Source organism: Streptomyces syringium, from assembly GCF_017876625.1.
GTDB lineage: Bacteria > Actinomycetota > Actinomycetes > Streptomycetales > Streptomycetaceae > Streptomyces > Streptomyces syringius.
This window is the reverse complement of record NZ_JAGIOH010000001.1, coordinates 6,918,968-6,940,686: the sequence shown is the minus strand read 5'-3', so window position 1 is coordinate 6,940,686 and position 21,719 is coordinate 6,918,968. Positions and strand designations below refer to the sequence as shown.

2 protein-coding genes (both running past the window's edge) are annotated in these 21,719 nt (G+C 75.4%); both read right to left on the bottom strand.

Going from position 1 to position 21,719, the window contains the following annotated elements:
• On the bottom strand, positions 1-17,768 hold the 5' portion of the coding sequence (locus tag JO379_RS30230) for an L-histidine N(alpha)-methyltransferase (RefSeq protein WP_209517915.1). It extends 1,597 nt beyond the left edge of the window; only the first 17,768 of its 19,365 coding nucleotides appear in the window; its start codon is at positions 17,766-17,768; its stop codon lies off the left edge, out of view.
• A protein-coding gene (locus JO379_RS30225) for a non-ribosomal peptide synthetase (protein ID WP_209517914.1) crosses the window boundary here: on the bottom strand, positions 17,768-21,719 show its 3' portion. 731 nt of this gene lie beyond the right edge of the window; only the last 3,952 of its 4,683 coding nucleotides appear in the window; its start codon lies off the right edge, out of view — the gene reads right to left on this strand; the stop codon is at positions 17,768-17,770. Before JO379_RS30225 ends, JO379_RS30230 begins: the two co-directional genes overlap by 1 nt.

Here is a 21,719-nt window from a genome sequence, read left to right as displayed (position 1 = left end):
GGTGCGGCTTCCGGCACCTGGTCCCGCAGCGCCTTCGCGAGGAGCGTCACGGTCGGGTTCTCGAGGACGGCCGACGGCTCCGCGACGACGCCGAGCTCCCGCTCCAGCGCCGCGAGGATCTGGGCGACCATGATCGAGTCCACGCCCAGGTCGGCGAAGTCCTCGTCCGGTCCGACCTGCGCGGGGTCCAGCCGCAGCGTCGAGGCGATCACCTCGGTCACCCGCCGGACGAGGCCGTCCCCGGCCGGGGCGGCGCCGGGCGCCGCCCCGGGGGCGGCGGCGGCCGGCGCGTCGGCCGGACGGCCGGGCGCGGGGACCGCGAGCAGGGCGCCGGCGTCGAAGCGCCCGGCGTCCACGACGCACGGCAGGACCACGGGGTGGCTCCCGGTCATCGCCCGGTCCAGCAGGGCCAGTCCCGTCTCCGGGTCCAGGGTCCGCAGTCCGAGGTCCCGGTAGGCCGGGGTGTCGACCTCGGGCATGCCGGCCGAGCGCCAGCTCGGCCACTGCAGCGACCTGACGACGGGTCCGCCGGTGGCGGCCCGGTACTCGGCGACCCGGTCCAGCACGGAGTTGGCCAGCGCGTAGTCGCTCATGCCGACCGCCAGCGCGGGCACCTGGCCGGCGACGGAGGAGTACAGCACGATGAACTGCAGGGGGTCGTCCGCGCACCCGTCCAGGACGGCCTGGAGGCCTGCCGTCTTCGGTTCGAGGACCCGCTGGATGTCCTCGGTCCGCTTGCCGATGAAGGCCGGGTCGCGCATCACACCGAGCCCGGCGCAGTGCACGATGCCGGCGATCGGGCCCAGCTCGCGCCGTGCGCGGTCCAGGACTTCGGAGATCCTCTCCAGCGGGGCGGTCTCGACGGCCACCCGCACGCCCGGGCGGTCGAGCGCCGCGAGGTCGCGCAGCCGGGCCGCGAGGGCCGGGTCGGTGCCGGGGTCCGCGAGGAGCGCGGGCCACTCGTCCCGGGCGGGCAGCGGCGAGCGGCCGAGCAGGACGAGCCGGTCGGCTCCCCGTTCGATGAGCCGGGCCGCGACCAGGCGGCCCAGGGCGCCGGTGCCGCCGGTGATGACGACCGTACGGCCGGCCAGGTCCGCCGACCAGTCGGCGGACGGCGTGACCGGGTCGGCCGGGCGCAGCAGCGGCCGGTGCCGCTCCCCCGCCCGCACGCAGACCTCGGTGACCGGGTCGGTCGCGGCGAGTTCGGCGGCGACCGCCGCCCGCACCGCGGCCGGCTCCAGGGTGTCGAGGTCGAGGGTGCGGGCGAACACGCCGCGGTACTCCGCCGTGAGCATCCTGACGAGGCCGGCGAAGGCCGCGCCGCGCAGCGTCGGCTGCTCGGCCCGGAACGTCGTGAGGCCGTGGGTCAGGTGCAGGTAGGCGAAGCCGCGGGTGCGGTTCGCGGTGACCAGCTCGCGCAGCAGCGCGATCCGGGACCAGTCGGCCTCCGGTGCCGCGACCGGCGTGGCCGACACGTCCACCAGGTCGACGACGGCGGCCATCCGACGGGCCGACTCCGCGATCCGGGCGACGGCGGCCTCGTCACTGTCGTGGTCGAGCCGGACCACGGTGGCCGCGGGGCCGAACGCCGCCACGGCGACGGGTTCGGTCTCGGCGCTGACGAGCACCATGACGCCGTCCGGCAACTCGGCCTGCGGCAGCGGCGCGGGCTCCCAGTCCTTCACCAGCAGCAGGGAGGTCGTCGCCGAGTCCTGCGGGGCCTGCTGTCCGCCCGCGGCGGGGCCGGCGGTGAGCCAGTGCCGTTCGCGTGCGAAGGGGTAGGTGGGCATGGACGTCAGCGGGGGCCGGTCGGAACGCAGGGCGTTCCAGTCGAAGTCGGCGCCTGCCTGCCAGAGTTCCGCGAGCCGGTCGAGGTTTCCCTCACGGACCAGGCGCGCCAGGTAGCTCGCGCCCTCCGGCTCGGACAGCCACGCGTGGCCGCCGTCCGCACCACCACCGCCGGCACGGTCGCCGTCGAGGAAGGCGGCCAGCCGCGCGCGCAGTTCACCGGTCGAGCCGGCGACCACCGCGAGCCGCGCGGCCATGGGGATCCGCCCGGTCTGGGAGGTGTACGCGAGCGAGGACAGCGATGGTGTTTCGCCGTCGAGGAACGCGACCGTCGCCGCGGCGTAGCGGCGCAGCGCGTCCTCGTCGCGGGCCGAGAGCACGAACACCTCACGCGCCTCGCCCTCCGCCGGGGCCTGCGGCGTCGTGGCGGGGGCCTCCTCGAGGACGACGTGCGCGTTGACGCCGCCGAAGCCGAAGGAGCTGACGCCGGCGCGCAGCGGCAGGGGTGCGCCGCTGTCGTCCGTGGGCGCCCAGGGGGTCGTCTCCCGTACGGGCCGGAACGGGGTGCCGGTGAGGTCGATCAGCGGGTTGAGCGTCTGGAGGTGCAGCGTCGGCGGCAGTGTCCGGTGGCGCATGGCCTGCACCACCTTGATCACGCCCGCGACGCCCGCGGCGGGTTCCAGGTGACCGATGTTGCTCTTGACGGTCCCGATGCCGCACCCGGTCGCCGGTCCCTCGGCCAGGGACCGGTGGGCCCGGACGAGGCCGTCGATCTCGACGGGGTCGCCGAGCGCGGTGCCGGTGCCGTGCAGTTCGGTGTAGGAGACCGTCTCCACCGGCACGCCCGCGTCCCGGTAGGCGTCGACCAGCAGGTCGGCCTGCGCGAGCGGGTTCGGCGCGGTCAGCGAGGACGCGTGCCCGCCGTGGTTGACGGCGCTGCCGCGGATCACGGCGTGCACCCGGTCGCCGTCGGCGAGGGCGCGGGACAGCGGCTTGAGCACGAGCACGCCGACGCCTTCGCCCTTGACGTATCCGTCGGCCCGGGCGTCGAGCGCCTTGCAGCGGCCGTCCGGGGAGAGGACGCCGAGCTGGTTGCCGGCGACGACGGTCTGCGGCGACAGCACGAGGCTCACGCCGCCGGCGATGGCCAGCTCGCTCTCGCCGCTGCGCAGGGCGCGGACGGCGCGGTGCAGTGCCACCAGGGAGCTGGAGCAGGCGGTGTCGATGCTCTCGCTCGGGCCCCTGAGGTCCAGCAGGTAGGAGATGCGGTTGGCCAGGATGGTCCGCGCCAGTCCGGTGCCGGCGTGGGGGTTGACCTGTTCGCCGCGCAGGACCATCGACTCGTAGTCGTTGAACTGCACGCCCGCGAACACGCAGACCCGGCGGCCGGCGAGCCGGTCCGGCCGGCATCCGGCGTCCTCCAGCGCCGCCCACGTCTGCTCGAGGAACAGCCGGTGCTGCGGGTCCATGACCTCGGCCTCGGCGGGCGAGATCTTGAAGAACCGCGCGTCGAAGCGGTCGACGTCGCTCAGGAAGCCGCCCCACCGGGCGGTGCCGCCGAAGCGCCGGGACACCTCCTGCCAGTCCCACCGGTCGGCGGGGGTCTCGGTGATGAGGTCCCGTCCGTCGGCGAGGTTCCGCCAGAAGGACTCCACGTCCGGCGAGTCGGGGAACCGCCCGGCCATGCCGATGATGGCGATGGCGTCATCCGCAGATGAGGGCACCGGGGTGACGGGTGCCGGGGTGGTCACCGCTTCCGTCCGGGTGACCGGGAGCAGTGCGGCGGCGGCCGGTGCCGCGTCCCGCTCCAGCAGGGCGGGGTGCTCGGCCAGGAGGTGACGGGCGAGCTTGTCGATCGTGTTGGCGCCGAAGAGCGTCGTCGTCGGCACCGTCACGCCGTAGGTCTCCTCCAGGGCCACGGAGAGGGACTGGAGTCCGAAGGAGTCCAGGCCGTACTCACCGAAGCCGGCCTCGGGGTCGAGCGCCGTCGGCGCCAGGCCGAGGAGTTCGGCGACCATCGTCCGCAGCCGGCCGGCCAGTTCACCGGCGGACGCCGCGGCCGGCTGGACGGCCGGCGACGGCTGGACGGCCGACGGCGACGGGGCGGCCGGACGGGCCTGGGGCGCGTTCTGCCGGATCCGCATCGCGTCGATCTGCTCGCGCATCCGCCCCGGCTCTCCCGGCAGGACGGCGACCTGGGGGTGTCCCAGACGCAGCACGAGGTCGAGCATCCGCTCGCCCTCGTCGGCCTCCAGGTAACGGAAGCCGGTGGCGGCGAGGTAGCCGCGCTCGTCCTCGGGGTCCACGTGCATGCCACCGGCGCGCCACATGGGCCAGTCGATCGAGACCGCGCGGCCGCTGCGGCGGCCCGCCGAGCGCAGCGTCTCGCGCTCCTCGGCGAATCCGTCGAGGAAGCGGGCGCCGACGGCGTAGTCGACGAGACCGTAGTCGCCGAGCTGGCCGGCCAGGGACGAGTACAGGACGAACACGTCCAGCGGCTCGTCGCGGGTCACCTCGTCGAGCACGCGGGTGCCTTCGAAGCGGGCCCGCAGGTGGTTGCGGAACTCGGCGACGTCCTTGCCGGGCAGCGGTGTGCGCGAGGCGGTCGCGGCCAGGTGGAAGACGCCGTGCAGCGCGCCCCACCGGTCCTTGACGGCCGTCACGACCTCCGCCATGGCGGCGGGGTCGGTCACGGATGCCTGGAAGTAGGCGACGTCACCGAGTGCGCGCAGCTCGGCCAGCTCCCGGGCGCGGTCCGCGGCGGGCGACCGGCCGGTGAGGGCCACTCGGGCACCGCGCGCCAGCAGCGTGCGGGCGAGCAGCAGTCCGAGCCCGCCGGTGCCGCCGGTCACCAGGTGCACGCCGTCCGGGCGCAGCGGCGAGGCGACGGCGGGCAGCGCGGCGACCTCGGAGAGGGCGCGGACGGTGCGGCCGGTGGCCGAGAGACGGACCGCGGCCGAGGAGAGGCGTTCCGCCGCCACCTCGGCGAGCAGGGCGGCCTGGTCGACCCGGCCGGTGACGCGCACGACGCCGAAGGCCGTGCCGGGCAGGGCGGCGCGCAGCGAGGTGTCGAACCCGCCCCACGCCTCCGCCATGGCGCCCTCGGGCACGATGACCTGGATCCGGTTCGCGGCGCGGGAGGTCGTCATGGCCTGGACGAGCAGGTAGACCGACTCGATGCCGAGGTCCTCGCGGTCCGGTGCGAGCAGCGGCCACTGGTGCACGATCCGGTCCGCCGGCGTGGTGAGCAGCCGGGCGTAGTCCTCGGCCTCGCCGGGACGGATCGTGACGGTGGAGCCGTCGTCCGTGTACGCGGAGCCGGCCCGCACATGGACGGCGCCGGGCACCGGCAGGTCGCCGAACACGAGCACCCGGCCCGTGAAGGGCACGGCGGGCGGCACGGGTTCGGCCGTCCACGCGGCCGTGAAGAGGCTGACGGGCTCCGTGTCAGCCGTGTCACCGGCGGGGGGCACAGGCGCGGGCTCGACGGCTCCCGCAGGGCCGCCGTCGGTGAACCAGTGCCGCTCGGCGGCGAAGGGGTACGCCGGCAGGGAACGCCGGCGCGGCGCCGGTGTCCACCGGGCGGACCAGTCGATCGTCCTGCCCCGCACCCAGGCGGCGGCCGTCTCGTCGGCACCGCGGCCGTCGAACGGTGACCTGTCGGCGTGCCGGTCGACGTGGCCGAGGTGGATACCGGAGGAGTCCCCGGCGAGGAAGCGCCGGAGGGTGGCCACCGCGTGCTCACCGGATTCCGCGACGAACGCCAGGCGTTCGGCGTGCTCGGCGCGGCCGGTCTGGAGGGTGTGGGCGGTGCCGGCGAGGTCCTGCGCCCAGCTGTCCGGGGCGTCGACGAACGAGTGCGCGAAGGCGCGCAGCCGCTCCGGGTCGCGGGCGGAGAGCGCGAACACGGCCGGGCCGTCGGCCGGCGCGGGCTCGTCGGCCGGGTACTCCTCCAGCACGACGTGGGCGTTGACCCCGCCGTAGCCGAACGAGCTGACCCCGGCGCGGCGCGGCACGCCGGGCGCCACGGGCGCCCAGTCGCGGCCGGCCGCCGCGACCTCGAACGCGGTGCCCTCCAGCGCCAGATGGGGGTTGAGCTCCGGGCCGTGCGGGTCGCCGGTGATCCGCCCGTGCCGCATCGACAGCAGCACGCGCAGCACCGCGGCGATGCCCGCCGCCGGCTCGAGGTGGCCGATGGTGTTCTTCAGCGCGCCCAGCGCGCAGTGCGGCGCGGCCAGCGCCGGGTGGCCCCACTCGCGGTAGAGCTCGGCGAACGCCTGACGCAGGCCGTTGGTCTCGGCGGGGTCGCCGATGACCGTCCCGGTGCCGTGCGTCTCGATGTAGCCGATGGTCGCCGGGTCGGTGCCCGCCTCGCGGTGGGCGCGCACGATGACCTCGGCCTGGGCGCGCGGGTTGGGGGCCGTCAGCGAGTTGGAACGCCCGCCGTGGTTGACGGCGGTGCCGCGCAGGACGGCGAGGATCGGGTTGCCGTCGGCACGGGCGCGGCTGAGCCGCTTGAGCACGACGGCGCCGACGCCCTCGCCGCGCACGTAGCCCGCGGCGTCCTTGTCGAAGGCCCGGCCCACGCCGTCCGGGCTGAGCATGCCCGCCCGTTCGAGGGAGGCGAAGGTCACGGGCGACAGCATGAGGCTGACGCCGCCCGCGATGACCGTGTCGCAGTGTCCGAGCCGCAGGGCCTCCGCCGCGCGGTGCAGGGCCACCAGCGAGCTGGAGCAGGCCGTGTCCACGGGTTCGCTGGGGCCGCGCAGGTCGAGGTGGTAGGAGACGCGGTTGGCCAGCATGGAGGGGGTCAGACCGGTCGAGGAGTACGCGTCGGTGGCCGTGCCGGAGCGCTGCACCAGCTCGGCGTACTCCGACGCGCCGACGCCGACGAACAGTCCGGTGTCGGTGCCGGCGAGGTCGGCCGGGTCGATGCCCGCGTCCTCCAGCGCCGTCCACACGGTGCGCAGCAGCAGCCGCTGGCGGGGGTCCATCCAGCGGGCCTCGCGGGGCGAGATGCCGAAGAACAGCGGGTCGAAGCGGTCGACGTCCGGCATGAAGCCGCCCCGGGTGATCCGGGTCCGGTCGGGGTGCCGCGCCGGGTCCCCGTAGTGCGCTTGGCTGTCCCAACGGTCGGCGGGGACCTCGGTGAACAGGTCGCCGCCCCGCTGGAGACCGGCCCAGAACTCGTCCAGGTCCCGGGCGCCGGGCAGGGTGCCCGCCATGCCGACGATCACGACCGGGTCGTCGGCGGCCCGGTCGGCCGCCGCGGGGAGAGCCGGGGCGGGCTCGGGCCCGGCCGGGGCCGCACCGGCCACGGCGTCCGGGTGTTCACGGTCCAGCCACTCGGCCAGCGTCTTCGGGGTGGGGGTGGCGAGGAGCTGGTCGGGCCCGACGGGCACGCCGAAGGCGTTCGCGACGTCGTCGGCGAAGCGGATGAGGCTCAGCGAGTCCAGGCCGTGCTCGTGGAAGGAGCCGGCGGGGTCGAGGTCGGTCACCGGGTAGCCGCTGACCGCGCCCAGCAGGCGCAGCAGGGTGTCCAGCGAGCCGGCCGGGCGGGCGGCCGGAGCACCGGCTGCGACGGGGACGGCCGGGCCGACCGGGGCAGTCGGGGCGACGGCGTCGATCCAGCAGCGGGTCCGTGCGAACGGGTACCCGGGCAGGGACAGCGGGCGCACCGGGCCCTGGTGGGCGGCCGCCCAGTCGAAGACCTCACCCGCGGCCCAGCGGCGGGCCACGCCGTCGGGATCGGCCGGGGAGGGCACGGTGGCCGTGCCGGGTTCCGCGGTCACCACGGCGGTGTGGCCGCACGGCCGGCCGGCGAGGAAGGCTTCGAGTGCTTCGGTGAGCTCCCCCGCCGACCGTGCCACGACGGCGAACCGGTGGGCCATGGGCTCCCGGCCGGTCTGCAGCGTGTACGCCAGCCGGCCGAGGTCGACTCCGGCGCCGCCGCCGGCCCGGCCGGCCAGCTCGCGCAGGGTCGTGCCGCCGTGCACGGTGCCCGGCCGGACGAAGTCGCCGAGGCCGATGAGGCGCACCATGGTGGCCGGGTCCAGCCCCAGCTCGTCGAGCGGTTCGTCGACGGCCGTGACGGGCACGCCGACCGCGGTGGCGATGTCCTTCGGGTCGGCGCCGGGGCCGGCGGTCCGCAGCCAGTCCAGCATCCGTTCGACGACGCGGCGCAGTGCCTCCGCGTCGCGGGCGGAGAAGGGGAAGACGGCCGGTCCCGCCGGGGTGTCCGCCGGGGTGTCCGCCCGGTACTCCTCGACCACGAGGTGGGCGTTGGAGCCGCCGGCGCCGAAGGCGCTGATGCCCGCGCGCAGCGGCTCGGCGCCCTTCCACGGCGTGAGCTCGCGCTGTACGCGGAACGGTACGGAGTTCCAGTCGACGGCCGGGTTGAGGGCCTCCGCGTGCAGCGAGGGCGCCAGTTCGCGGGCCTTCATCTGCAGCAGGACCTTGGTGAGGGCGGCGACGCCCGCGGCCGACTCCAGGTGGCCGACGGAGGACTTCACCGAGCCGAGGGCGACCGATCCGGCCGGCAGGTCGCCGAAGGCCCGGATCAGCCCGGCCACCTCGGCCGGGTCGCCCAGCGCGGTACCGGTGCCGTGCGCCTCCACGTACGAGACGCTCGCCGGGTCGACGCCGGCGCCGTGCAGCGCCGAAGCGATGACCTCGCCCTGGGCGGCCGGGCTGGGTACGGCGTATCCGCCGGTCTTGCCGCCGTGGTTGACGGCACCGGCGAGGATCACGCCGAGGATCCGGTCGCCGTCGCGCTCCGCCGCCGCCAGCGGCTTGAGCAGGACGGCGCCGACGCCTTCGCCGGGCACCATCCCGTCGCCGTCGGCCGCGAAGCTGCGGCACCGCCCGCTCTCCCCGGTGAAGCCGCCGGCCGCGAGCTGGCGGTACTTGCGCGGGTGCGGGGCGAGGTTGACGCCGCCGGCGAGCGCGTAGTCCGCCTGTCCGGCCGCCAGGGCCTCACAGGCGAGGTGGATGGCGGTGAGCGACGACGAGCACATGGTGTCGATCGCCATGCTCGGCCCGTGGAAGTCGAAGAAGTACGAGACCCGGTTGGCGATGGAGGCGTATCCCATGCCTCCCGCGAGGCCCCGCTCGTCCTCGAAGAGCTGGTAGTGCCCGTACATGACGCCCGTGTACACGCCGACGCGGCTGCCGCGCAGGCGCGCCCGGGTGTAGCCCGCGTCCTCCAGCGCGTGCCAGGAGGTCTGCAGGAAGAGCCGCTCCTGCGGGTCGGTCAGCTCGGCCTCGCGCAGCGACATCTGGAAGAAGCGGGGGTCGAACTCGTCGATGCCGTCGAGGAAGCCGCCCCAGCGGCTGATCTTCTGTCCGTCCGCCTCGGTCAGCGCGCTGTGGTCCCAGCGGTCGGCCGGCACCTCGCGCACGCAGTCACGGCCGGCGCGCAGGTTCGCCCAGAACGCGTCGGGGTCGTCGGCCAGGGGGTAGCGGCCGGCGACGCCGATGACCGCGATGCGCCGGTCCGCTGCCGCGGCGGGCTCCGCCGGGCGATCGGAGGCGTGCACGGCCGGGTACGCGGCCACGGCGGACCCGGGTGCGGCGGGTTCGGCCGCGGCGGGCGCCTCGGGGAGCAGGGCGCGCACCTTGTCGGCGTGCCGCTCGACCAGGTAGTCGGCGACCTCACGGACCGTCGGGTACTCGAACAGCAGGGTCGCGGGCAGCTCGCCCATGCGCTCGGAGAGCAGGTCCACGATGCGGGCCACGGTCAGCGAGTCGACGCCGAAGTTCTCGTAGGTCTCGTCCAGCCAGAGCCGGTTGCGCGGGACCTGGAGGATCTCCACGAAGGCGTCCTTCACGTACTCCCGGGCTGCCTCGACCAGCGCGTCGGCGTCCCCGCCGGACGGCACGGACGACGGCCCGGACGGCACAGTCGGCACAGCCGGTTCGGTCGCCCGGGGGGATGCCACGGCCGCCGTGGGAAGGGCCGCCGGTGCGGCACCGGTCGCCGTCTCCGCGACCACCACGTGCTGGCTCAGTCCCTCGTCGGCCGGGAGGGCACGGCTGCGGGCGAAGCCGGCGAGCGCGAGGGCCTTGCGCCAGCCGGGCGCGGAGAGCAGCGGGGAGCCGGGCAGGCGCAGTTCGGCGTCCTCGTGCAGCCACCAGCCGTCGAGCAGGCCGAAGGTGAGGGTGGCGGTGAGGACGTTGCTGCTGGCCTCGTTGAGCACCAGCCGTCCGCCGGGCTTGAGCAGCCAGGCCACCGCGCGCAGGGTGCCGAGCAGGTCGGAGGTGGCGTGCAGGACGTTGGCCGCCACGACCAGGTCGGCGCTGCCGGGCTCGAAGCCCTGGGCCACCGGGTCGCCCGAGATGTCGAGCTGCTGGAACCGGACGTAGGGGTACGTCTCGGCGAACCGCTGCTTTCCGTGCTGCAGGAAGGCGCGGGAGATGTCGGTGTAGACGTAGGTCACGTCCGCGCCCGAGGCCGTCAGCGCCGGAAGCACGCTCGCGGTGGTGCCACCGGTGCCCGCCCCGATCTCGACGACGGTGACGGGACCGTGGTGGCGGGACAGGCTGTCGGTGACCGCGCCGACGACGAGTTCGTTGGCGCGGTCGACGACCGGGCTGCCCCGGTAGGCGCCCTCCACGAGCGCGGTCGAGCCGCCGGGGAACATCACGTCGGTGGCGCGGACGCTGCCGCGCATCACCGCGAACAGGTTCCGCATGCATGGGAGCAGCAGCCGGTCGAAGCGGTTGAGCGCCGGCTTCTGTTCGCAGAGGGCGACCAGCTCGCCCTCGGGGTCCGCGGGGGCCGGGCGGCCGGCGGGGGTGAGGTGCCCGCCGTCGTCGTGCAGGTAGCCCGACTCGGTCAGCTGCCGCAGGAGCTCGGCGAAGAGCCTGCCCTGCCCGGGGAGGACGCGCAGGCGCTCCGCGAGGGTGGCGGAGGTCCACCGCTCGCCCTGGGTGAGGAACACGCCCTCCTGCCGGAAGAGCGTCCACAGCCAGCCGCACATGACCTCGGTCAGGCGGGCGTCGTCGGCCTCGGTGAGCAGCCGGGCGACGGGGGGAAGTGCCGTCAGCGACGGCACCAGTGACGGGTCGTCCGCCGGTGCCTCGGTGTTCATTGCTGTGTTCGTTTCTGTGTGCGCGCGGTCCGCCGGGGCGGGTTCCACGCCGACGGCGGCGAGGGCGGTGGCGTCGGCCTTGACCACGATGACCTGGCGGTCCGGACGGCCCAGCACGGAGTGCACGGCGGCCATCCCCTCCTCCGGGGTGATCGAGTGGATGCCGGTGGCCGCGAGCCGGGCGCGGTGGCGCTCGTCGGCGACGATGCCGACGGTCCCCCAGTAGCCCCAGTTGATCACGGCGGCCTTGGCGGCCAGCACCCCGTCGAGGTGGTGGGCGAAGGCGTCCTCGAAGGTGGAGCCGGCCGCGTAGTTGCCCTGCCCGGCGCTGCCGGAGAGGGCCACCGCCGAGGAGAAGAACAGCACGAAGTCCAGGTCGGCCGAGCCGGTGAGCGCGGCGTGCAGGGCGACCGAGGTGCGGGTCTTGGCCTCCAGGACCGAGCGGAAGGTCTCCTCGGTCATCGTGGCGACGGTCTGGTCCCGCAGGACGATCGTGGCGTGGAAGACACCGTGCAGCGCGCCGTGGGTGGCACGCGTCCAGGCGACCGCGTCGCGCAGCGCCGCGGGGTCCGTCGCGTCGGCCCGGCGGTAGGAGACCAGGGTTCCGTCCGGGTCGATGGCGCGCAGCCGGTCGCGGCGGGCGGTGTCCAGCTCGCTGCGGCCGAGCAGCACGACCTTCGCCCGGTAGGTGCGCACGAGCCACTCGGTCAGTTCGAGGCCGATGCCGCCGGCGCCGCCGAGGATCAGGTAGGTGCCGTCGCGGCGGATCCGCTCCTGCGGGGGCGTGGCCGTGACCGGGATCAGACGGCGGTGGTGGAGCACGTCGCCGCGCAGTGCGTACGGGCCGCCGGCGGGGACGTCGAGCACGTCCGCGGAGGGCCGGTCGGCGGACGAGCGGTCGACGACGGCCACCCGCCAGCGCGGGTGTTCCTGGGCCAGCGACAGGGCGAGGCCGTGCAGGCTCGCCGCGTACGGGTTGCCGACCGGCTCGCCGGCCGTGCCGAGCGCGTCCTCGGTGACGACGGTGAGCCGGACCGAGGAGCCGAGCCGCTGCAGGACCTTCGCGAGCCGGAACAGGGCGAGGACGCCCCGCTCCTGCGTGGCTTCGAGGGCGGCGATGTCGTCGGTGGCGTCGGTGGCGCCGGTCCGTGCTCCGGCGCCGGGGCCGAGCAGGACGACGTGGTCGGGCCGGCCGGTCGCGGTGGCGAGCCGGTCGGGCTCCAGCTCGACGACGGTGCCGCCCAGACGGGCCGTCAGGGCGGCCGCGAGCTCCGCGAACTCCGGGCCGCGGACGAGCCAGGTGGTGCCGCCCGTCGGCGCCGTTTCCCGCGCGGGCAGCGCGGACCAGCGCGGAACGTACATCAGGTCGTCCGCCGACACCGCGGCCATGGCGTGGGGGGCCTGGAGGGCCTGGGGGGTCTCGGGGGTCGCCGCGCCGGGGGCGGGGCGCAGGGACAGGTCGCGCAGCCGCGCGCAGACGCGTCCGGCGTCGTCGGTCAGGGTCAGTTCGTAGCGGTCGGTGCCGACGGTCCGCACGTGTGCGTAGCCGAGGTCCGTCACCGGGGAGAGGACCTCGGCGGCGGTGAGGGCGAAGGGCACCATGGCGGGACCGGCGCTCCGGTCGCGCAGCACCGCGAACGCGTGCAGCGCGCCGTCGACCACCGAGGGGTGGAGGGCGGAGCCGGCGAAGCGGGCGGCCTCGGCGGGGACCCGCAGCCGCACCAGGGCTTCCCCGTCGCCCGCGGCGATCCACTCGACGGTCCGCAGGGCGGGTCCGTAGACCAGGCCCGCCGCCGCGAGGTCCGCGTAGAGGTCGGTGCCCTCGTGACGACGGTTCAGCCGGGCCCGGACGGCGTCGATCGCGACGGTCTCCGGGGCCGGCGCGGGCAGGGCGTCGATCCGGCCCTCGGCGAGCAGTTCGCCGTCGCCGTCGCGCAGGTCGAACACCAGGCCGCTGTCACCGCGGCGCAGTCGCGTCCTGGCCGAACGCTCGGTGCCGGCCACGACGAAGGGCCGCAGCCAGCGGACGTTGGCGAGCTTGAGCCGCTGCCCCGCGCCGGCCGCCTCGGCCGCCGCGCGGGCCATTTCCAGGACGGCCGCGGCGGGCAGCAGACGCATGGCGCCGACGCGGTGTCCGTCGATGTAGGGGTGCTCGGGGCCGAAGGCCGTCCGGTAGGTCAGGCCGTCGAGGCTGTCGACCGGGTCGACCTCGTCCAGCAGCGGGTGCACCGGGCGGGGCGCGGCCCGGTCCGGGCCCGGAGCCGGCTGCGCGGGCGGCGACCAGATCGTGTCGGTGAGCCAGCAGCGCAGCTCCTCGAACGGGTAGCCCGGCAGCGGCACGCGCCGTCCTCGGGTCTGCGGCCAGTCGACCGTCGCACCGGCGGCCCAGGCGGCGGCGATGTCCGCCGGGGCGGTGCCGACGGGCGCCGCGGTGCGGGACGTCTTGCGGCCGCGCGCGCTGCCGGTCCAGACGCCCTGCGGGTCGCTTCCCCGCAGCCTGGCCACCAGCTCGGTGACGGTGGAGGCCGAGACGACCATCCGGTCCGCCCACTCCTCACGCCCCCGCTGGAGCGTGAAGGCCACGTCCGCGAGGCGGCGCTGCGGGCCGTTCTCGAGGGCGTCCGCCAGCTCGGCGGCGAGCACCGGCAGGCGCTCGGGCGTCTTGGCGGAGAGGGGGAACAGCCACGGGCCGCGCTCGTCGCCGTCCGCCGTCAGCACGGCGGCATCCTCGTGGTGGTCCTGGTATTCCTCCACGACGAGGTGGGCGTTGGCGCCGCCGGCGCCGAAGGAGCTGATGCCCGCCCGGCGGGGGGTGCCCGCGATCCGGGGCCAGGGGGCCAGGTCGCGCTGCACGCGCAGGGGGGTGGAGTCGAAGTCGATGTTCGGGTTCAGCGGGTCCGCGTGCAGCGACGGCACGAGCTCGCCGTGCTGCATCTGCAACAGCACCTTGCACAGCCCGGCCATGCCGGAGGCGGACTCCAGGTGACCGACGTTGGACTTGACCGAGCCGATCGGCAGGGTGCCCGACGACGGGACGGCCGTGCCCAGCGCCCGGGCGAGACCCCGGATCTCCACCGGATCGCCGAGGGCGGTGCCGGTGCCGTGCGCCTCCAGATAACCGAGCGACGCCGGGTCGACGCCGGCCTGCGCCAGCGCCTGCGCGACGAGGTCGCCCTGGGCGACGGGGTTGGGCACGGTGAAGCCGTTGGTCCGGCCGCCGTGGTTGACGCTGGAGCCGAGGATGACGCCGTGGATGTGGTCGCCGTCGCGGACGGCGTCCGCCAGCGGCCGCAGCAGCACCGCGCCGACGCCCTCGCCGGGTACATAGCCGTCGCCGTCCGCGCCGAAGCTGCGGCACCGGCCGTCGCTGGAGGTGAACTGGCCCTGGCCCAGGAAGCGGTACTTGTACGGGTGGGCGTGCAGATTGACGCCGCCGGCGACGGCCATGTCGGTGTCACCGGCCCACAGGTCGCGCACGGCCAGGTGGATCGCGGTCAGCGAGGACGAACACATCGTGTCCACGCCCAGGCTGGGGCCGGTGAGGCCGAGGGTGTACGAGACGCGGTTGGCGATCGACGCGTGCGACGAGGCGCCGATCCGGCCGTCCTCGGCCTCGTGCAGCTGGTACAGCCCGTACATGGCGCCCACGTAGACGCCGACGCGGTGGGAGCGCAGATCGGCGCGGGTCCGCCCGGCGTTCTCCATGGCGTGCCAGGCCGTCTGCAGGAACAGCCGCTCCTGCGGGTCGATGATCTCCGCCTCGCGGGGTGACACACCGAAGAAGAGCGGGTCGAACTTGTCGATGCCGCGCAGGAAGCTTCCCCATCGGCTGTACCGGGCGGCCCGGTCGGCGGGGGTGGCCTGGTCGTAGTCGCGCCAGTCCCAGCGGTCCGCCGGGATCTCGGTGACGAGGTCCCGGCCCGCCTTCAGGTTGGCCCAGAACGCCTCCAGCGTGTCCGATTCGGCGAACCGCGCGGCGACGCCCACGATGGCGATGGGCACGGGCCCCTGGGCGGAGGCGGTGGCACCGCCCTGGTGGGCTGCGGGGGTGACGGCGGTCGGCGTCACCGGCGCGGGGGCCGAAGCGGCGGGGGCGGGGGCGGGAGCCTCGACCGCGGGTGCGGGCGTCAGTTCCAGGATCCGGGCGCCGTGGTGCTCGGTGAACCAGTCCGCGAGCGCGCGCAGGTTCTGGTACTCGAAGAACAGCGTCTTCGGCAGCGACCCGAAGTGCTCCTCCAGCCGCCGGGTCAGGTCCATGATCAGCAGGGAGTCGATGCCGTACTGCTCGAAGGCCGTGTCGGCCTCGATCTCCTCCGGCGGGAACTCGAACACCTCGGCGAGCACCTCGCGCAGGAAGTCCTCGGCCGCGGCCGACGGTTCCGCGCCGGCCGTCCCGGGCTGCCCGGACAGCACGGACTGCCCGGACGGGGCCTGCGGCGCGGCCGGCTCCGGTGCCGTCGCGTCGAGCACCTCCCGCAGCCGCGCGAGGTTGCCGTGCGCGACGAGGACGTGGTCGCCGTCGTGGCCCAGCGCCCGGTCGAAGGCGGCCAGTGCCGCGCCGGTCGGCATCGCCACCAGTCCGACCTGACGGGCCATCCGGGCGGCGGTGGCGTCGTCGGCGTCGACGCGTATCCCGCCGTCGGCCCACAGCGACCAGAGCACGGAGAGGCTGCGGCCGGGCCGGTCGCTGCCGCGCCGCCACGCGGTGAACGCGTCGAGGAAGCGGTTGGCGTAGGCGTAGTCGGTCTGTCCGGGGCTGCCGGCGGCGCCGGACATGGAGGAGAAGGAGACGAAGAAGTCGAGCGGATCGTTCGCGGTGGCCCGGTCGAGGTCGAGGGTGCCACGCACCTTGGGTGCCAGCACGGCCGCGCTGTCCTCGTCGGTCTTGCGGATCAGCAGCGCGTCGCGGGTGGTCCCGGCGAGGTGCAGCACGCCGTGGACCGGTCCGAACGACGCGTGGACCCGCTCGACGAGGTCCGCCGCGGCGCCGGGGGCGCCCAGGTCCGCGCACAGGTAGTGCACGTCGAGGCCGGCGGCGCGCAGGTCCGTGAGGTCGGCCGTCGCCGAACGCCCCGTCAGGACGTAGCGGGCGCTGCCTCCCAGGTGGGCGACGAGGTGGCGGCCGATGGCGCCGGCGCCGCCGGTGACCAGCACGGTGCCGCGCGGCGTGAGCGGGGCGGCGGCGGGCTCGACGCTCTCCCACCGGAGGGCCTGGCGGCCCTCGGCCGTGTGACGGACCCGGAATTCGTGCGGGCCGTGTGCTTCGGCGGCGACGACATCGGCGAGGGGGACCGCCCCCGGCTCGATCACCGCGACGCGGAACTCGGGGTGCTCGTGGGCGAGGGAGCGCGCGAACCCGTCGAGGGCGTACACCCGCGCGTCCTCGGCCCCGCCCGTCGGGCGGAAGACGTGCAGCACCCGCACCGGCTGCCGGGCCGGCTGCGCCGACCAGGCGCGGAAGAGCCGCAGCAGTCCGGGCAGCGGGTCGCCGTCCACGGGGCGGACGAGGAGGAGTTCCTCGGCGCGGGGGAAGACGGTGTCCTCGCCGGCGCGCTCGGCGCCGGGGAGCGTTCCCTCGCCGAGCAGCACCACGCGTGCGGGCCGGCCGGCCGCCGCGGCCGGGGCGGGCCGCCAGCGCTGGGCGAGCAGGTTCGTGGCGACGGCGTTGTCGAGCCGGGCGGCACCGTCGACGGCCCGGGTGACGACGGCCCGCAGCCGCACGCACACCCGGCCCTCCTCGTCCGCGAGGGTCACGTCGTGGCCCGCGGGGGTGGCGACGGCGTGCACATGGCCCTGTTCGGGCAGCGGGCCGAAGATGTCGACCGCGTCCACGGAGAACGGCAACTGCCGTGCGCGGGGGGCCGCCGGGTCCTCATCGGTCCACAGGCAGGCCTGGAGCATCGCGTCGAGCAGGGACGGGTGCAGGGTGAAGTCGTCGAAGGGGACGTCGGCGGCCGCCGGGACCGCGACGTGCGCGAGGGCCTCGCCCGGCGCGGACCGCACCGACCGCAGGCCCTGCAGGCTCGGGCCGTAGCCGCCGCCGAGGGCGGTGAAGACCGCGTAGCACTCCTCGGCCGTCGCCGTGCGGGGCAGCCGGGCCCGGACGGCGTCCAGGTCCAGGAGCGGCGCCTCGGGGCGGGCGTCGAAGCGGAGCGTGCCGGTGGAGCAGAGCGCGCCGTCGGCCGTGCCGTCGACCCTGCGCACCTCGTAGGACACGCCGTCGGCGGCCTTTTCGAGGTGCAGGCGCACGCGCACGGCCTCGTCCTCGACGAGCACGGGGCGGGCCCACAGGACGTTGACGATGCCGGTCGGGGTGCCGTGGCCCAGCTTCGCGGCGGCGGCCACGGCGAACTCCAGTGCCGCCACCGCGGGCAGGATCTTGATCGTGCCGAGGGCGTGGTCGCGCAGGTAGAACTCGTCGCCGGTCAGGAGCCGTTCGGCCGGGCCGTCCGCCAGGCCGGCGGGCGGGCTGATCCAGTAGCGCCGGGTCGGCCGGGGCGGGTGGGGCAGGGAGAGCCGGGCCGGGCGGCCGCCGGGCAGCTCCGGCCAGACCACGGGACGGCCGGTGACCCAGATCCGGGCGGCCTCGGCCACGTCGTCCGTGGCAAGGGCTTCCGCGCCGGCGTCGGCCTGCGCGGTGCCGGTCGTGACGCCCTCGCCGTCGCGCAGCCGCGCCGCCAGTTCCCGGGTGTCCGTCACGACCACGGCGAGCCGCTCCCGCAGCTGTTCCCGGCCGGCTTGCAGCGTGTGCGCGATGCCGTCGAGGGAAGCCGTGGGGTGGGCGTCCAGCCAGGCCGCCATTTCGGCCCGGTACCGGTCGAGCTGCTCGGCGCCGTCGGCCGACAGCACGATCAGTCGAGCGGCCTTGTGCTCGGTGTTACCGCTCATCAACGCTTCCCCGCCTCTTCCACTACCACGTGCACGTTGCTGCCTCCCATACCGAACGAGCTGACGCCGGCTCGGGCCGGCGCGCCGTCGGGTGTTTCCCATGCCTGTGTTCCGGACTGGAGCCGGAACGGACTGCCGGCGAGGTCGATCATCGGGTTCGGCACCCGGAGGTCCACCAGGCCCGGCAGCGTGCGGTGCCGCATCGCCAGCAGGACCTTCACGATGCCGGCGACGCCGGCGGCGGCCTCCAGATGGCCGATGTTCGTCTTGACCGACCCGACGCCGGTCCGGCCCGGAACAACCGGGCTCCCCCAGTCCGTGTGCAACTGGCCGAACGCCTCCTTGAGCGCGTCGATCTCGATCGGGTCGCCGAGCGAGGTACCGGTGCCGTGCGCCTCGATGTAGCCGATCGTGTCGGGCGCCACCGCGGCGGCCCGGTGCGCGGCGAGCACGACATCGCGCTGTGCCTGCGGGTTGGGCACCGTGAGCGAATGGGTGTGCCCGCCGTGGTTCTCGGCCGAACCGATCAGCACGCCGTGCACCGGGTCGCCGTCGGCCAGCGCGCGGTCCAGCAGCTTGAGCGCGAGCAGCACCACGCCCTCGCCCCTGCCGTAGCCGTCGGCACGCTCGTCGAACGTCTTGCAGCGGCCGTCCGGGCTGAGCATCCCGGCGCGGCGCAGCCCGGTGAAGCCGTGCGGCGACAGCAGGAGGTTCGCCCCGCCGGCCAGGGCCAGTTCGCAGTCCCCGAGCTGCAGGGCGCGCGCCGCGCGGTGGACGGCGACGAGCGAGCTGGAGCAGGCCGTGTCGAACACGGCGCTGGGGCCGTGCAGGTCGAACACGTAGGAGATGCGGTTGGCGGCGATGGAGGCGACGTTGCCGATCAGGAAGTGGTCGCCCATCTCCGGGGAGCCGGGGCCGAGCAGGCTCAGGTAGTCCGCGCCGCTGAGGCCGACGAAGACCCCGGTGCGGCTGCCGGCCAGTGCCGCCGGGGCCTGGCCGGAGTCCAGCACGGCCTCGTGCGCGGCGTGCAGCAGCAACCGCTGCTGCGGGTCCATCTGCGCCGCCTCGCGGGGCGAGATGCGGAACAGCGGCGCGTCGAAGGCGTCCACGTCGTCGACGAAGGAGCCCCGGAAGCTCTCGGGGAACACCCGCGCGGAGAAGCCGCGCTCCATCGGGTAGGGGCGGGTCAGGTCGCGTCCGGCGGCCAGATGGCCCCAGAACTCCTCCAGGTTGCCGGAGGAGGGCAGCCGTCCGCCGACGCCGATGACCGCGACCGGCGGGTAGCCGTCGACCGTGGCGGCCGGGGCCGGTGCGGCGGGCACCCGCGGGGTGGTCGGGGCGAGCGCCTCGGGGTGCGCCTTCGTCAGGAAGGCGGCGAGCGAGGTGAGGTCGGGGTGGGCGTAGAAGACCGTCGGCCGCACCGTGATGCCGAACCGCTCCCGCAGCGCCACCGCCAGCCGGGTGAAGCCGATCGAGTCGAAGCCCGACTCGCCCAGCGGCCGGTCGACGGGGACCTGCTCCGCCGTCAGCCCGGCGACGCCGGCCGTGGCCTCCCGCAGCCGTGCCAGGAGGTCGCCGCCATCGCCCGCCGGGGCCGGCGGGGCCGCCGCCGGACGTGCCGCCGCCGGTTCGACGGGCCGGTCGTCGTGGCCGAACCGGCGCAGCAGTTCCTCGACCGGGAGGGCCGTCAGCGGACCGGCGTCGACCTTCGCGTTGGGGGTCAGGGGGAACCGTGCCAGGGCCACGGTGCGGGAGGGGACCATGTACTCGGGCAGCCAGGCCGCCGCCTGCCGGACGGCCCCGGCCGCGGCATCCGCGGCGGCCGTCACGAAGGCCACCAGCTGCGGGTGCCCCGGGAGGTCCTCGCGCACGACCACGCGGACGTCGCCGACCTCGCCGGTGCGGCGGACGGCGGCCTCGATCTCCCCGAGCTCGATGCGGTGGCCGCGCAGCTTGACCTGCCGGTCGGCCCGGCCGAGCAGCAGCATGTCGCCGGTGGCCGACCAGCGGGCCAGATCGCCCGTGCGGTAGAGCCGTTCACCGGTCGACGGGTCGGTGACGAAGCGCTCGGCCGTCAGCTCCGGCCTGCCGCGGTAGCCGCGGGCGACGCCGTCGCCGCCGATCAGCAGCTCGCCCACCGCGCCGAACGGCACGGGAGCACCGTCGGGGCCGGCGGTGGTGAAGGTGGTGTTGGCGATCGGGGTGCCCACGCTGATCGGCCGGTTGCGACGGACGCGCTGCGCGGAGGACCAGATGGTCGTCTCGGTCGGCCCGTACATGTTCCACAGCTCGTCGCAGCGGTCCAGCAGCCGGTCACCGAGCTCGGCGGTCATCGCCTCCCCGCCGCACAGCAGCCTGCGCACCCGGCCCGTCCACCCGGCGTGCAGCAGCATCTCCCAGGTGGCGGGCGTGGCCTGGACGATCGTCGCGCCCGATGCGTCGAGCAGTTCGGCCAGGGCGAACCCGTCCCGCACCACGTCCGCGGGTGCGATGTGGACGGCGGCGCCGCGGATCAGCGGGAGCAGCAGTTCCAGACCGGAGATGTCGAACCCGGCGGTGGTCACGGCCAGCAGCGTGTCGTCCTCGGCGCAGCCGGGACGCTCGGCCATCGAGGTGAGCAGGTTGACCAGGTTGCCGTGGCTGACCTCGACGCCCTTGGGCTCGCCGGTCGACCCGGAGGTGTAGAGCACGTAGGCGAGGTCGGTGTCGCGGCAGGCGACCGGGCCGGCCGGAGGCGTCGGCTCCGTCGGCGCCGGGTCGGTCAGGGGGATGCGCACACCCGGCGTGTTGTCGGGCAGCCGCCCGGCCAGGTCCGGGTCGAGGACGACGGCCGCCAGGCCGGCGTCGGTGGCGATGTGGGCGAGCCGCGCGGCCGGGAAGTCCGGGTCGAGGGGAACGTACGCGGCCCCCGCGGCCTGCACCGCGAGCAGGGCCACGATCAGCGCGGCCCGGCGGCCCACGAGGACGCCGACCAGATCGCCGGGGCGCACGCCCCGGTCGGTGAGGATCCGGGTGAGGGCGTGCACCTGCCCGGCGAGTTCCGCGTAGGTCAGCGACCCCGTGGCGTCGACGACGGCGGTGCGCTCCGGGCCGCTCCGGGCCCGGGCGAGCACCAGGTCGGCGGCGGTGATGTCGCGCGGCCGCTCGGCCCGGGTGGCGTTGGCCCGCTCGATCACCTGTCGTTCGGCCGCGGAGGCGAGGGCGACGTCGCCGACGCGGCGGGCCGGGTCGGCCGTCACCTGCTCCAGCAGCAGCCGGTAGTGCTCGGCCAGCCGCTCGACGGTGGCGCGGTCGAACAGCTCCGGGTCGTACTTGAAGTAGACGTGCGCGCCGGTGCCCCGCACGACCACCTCGACGACGAGATCGTTCTCGCCCTCCTGGGTCAGGTCGAGCGCGTCGCGGAAGACGGTCTGCCCGGCCGCCATGTCCTGGTCCCCGCCGACGCCCTGCTGCATGTAGAAGCCGATGTCAAAGCCCGCCTCGCCGTCGGAGGTCCGGCGGAGGTCGTCGACGACGGAGGCGAACGGGTAGGCGCTGTGGTCCTCGGCATCCGCCATGCGCGTCTGCACGGCGTCCATGAGCTCGGTGAAGCTCCGGCCGGGGTCGCAGTCCACGCGCAGGACCACCGGGTTGATCAGGTAGCCCACGGTGCGGTCGAAGCGCTGCGAGGGGCGGCCGTCGGTCGGCACCATCACGCTGATGTCGCGGTGCCCGGAATGGCGGTGCAGCAGTGCGGCGAAGGCACCGAGAACGACACTGAAGGGGGTCAGCCGGGCGGCGCGGGCGGTGTCCCGGACAGCGGTCCAGGTGGCCTCCGGGAGCCGCAGCTGCACCATCGCGCCCTCGGCGTGCGAGGCCGGGCCGACCCGGCGGCGGTCGGCGAGCGCGCCGAGCACCGGTGCGGTCGAGGCACCGGCCAGGCGTTCGAGCCACCACCGCCGGTGCTTCTCG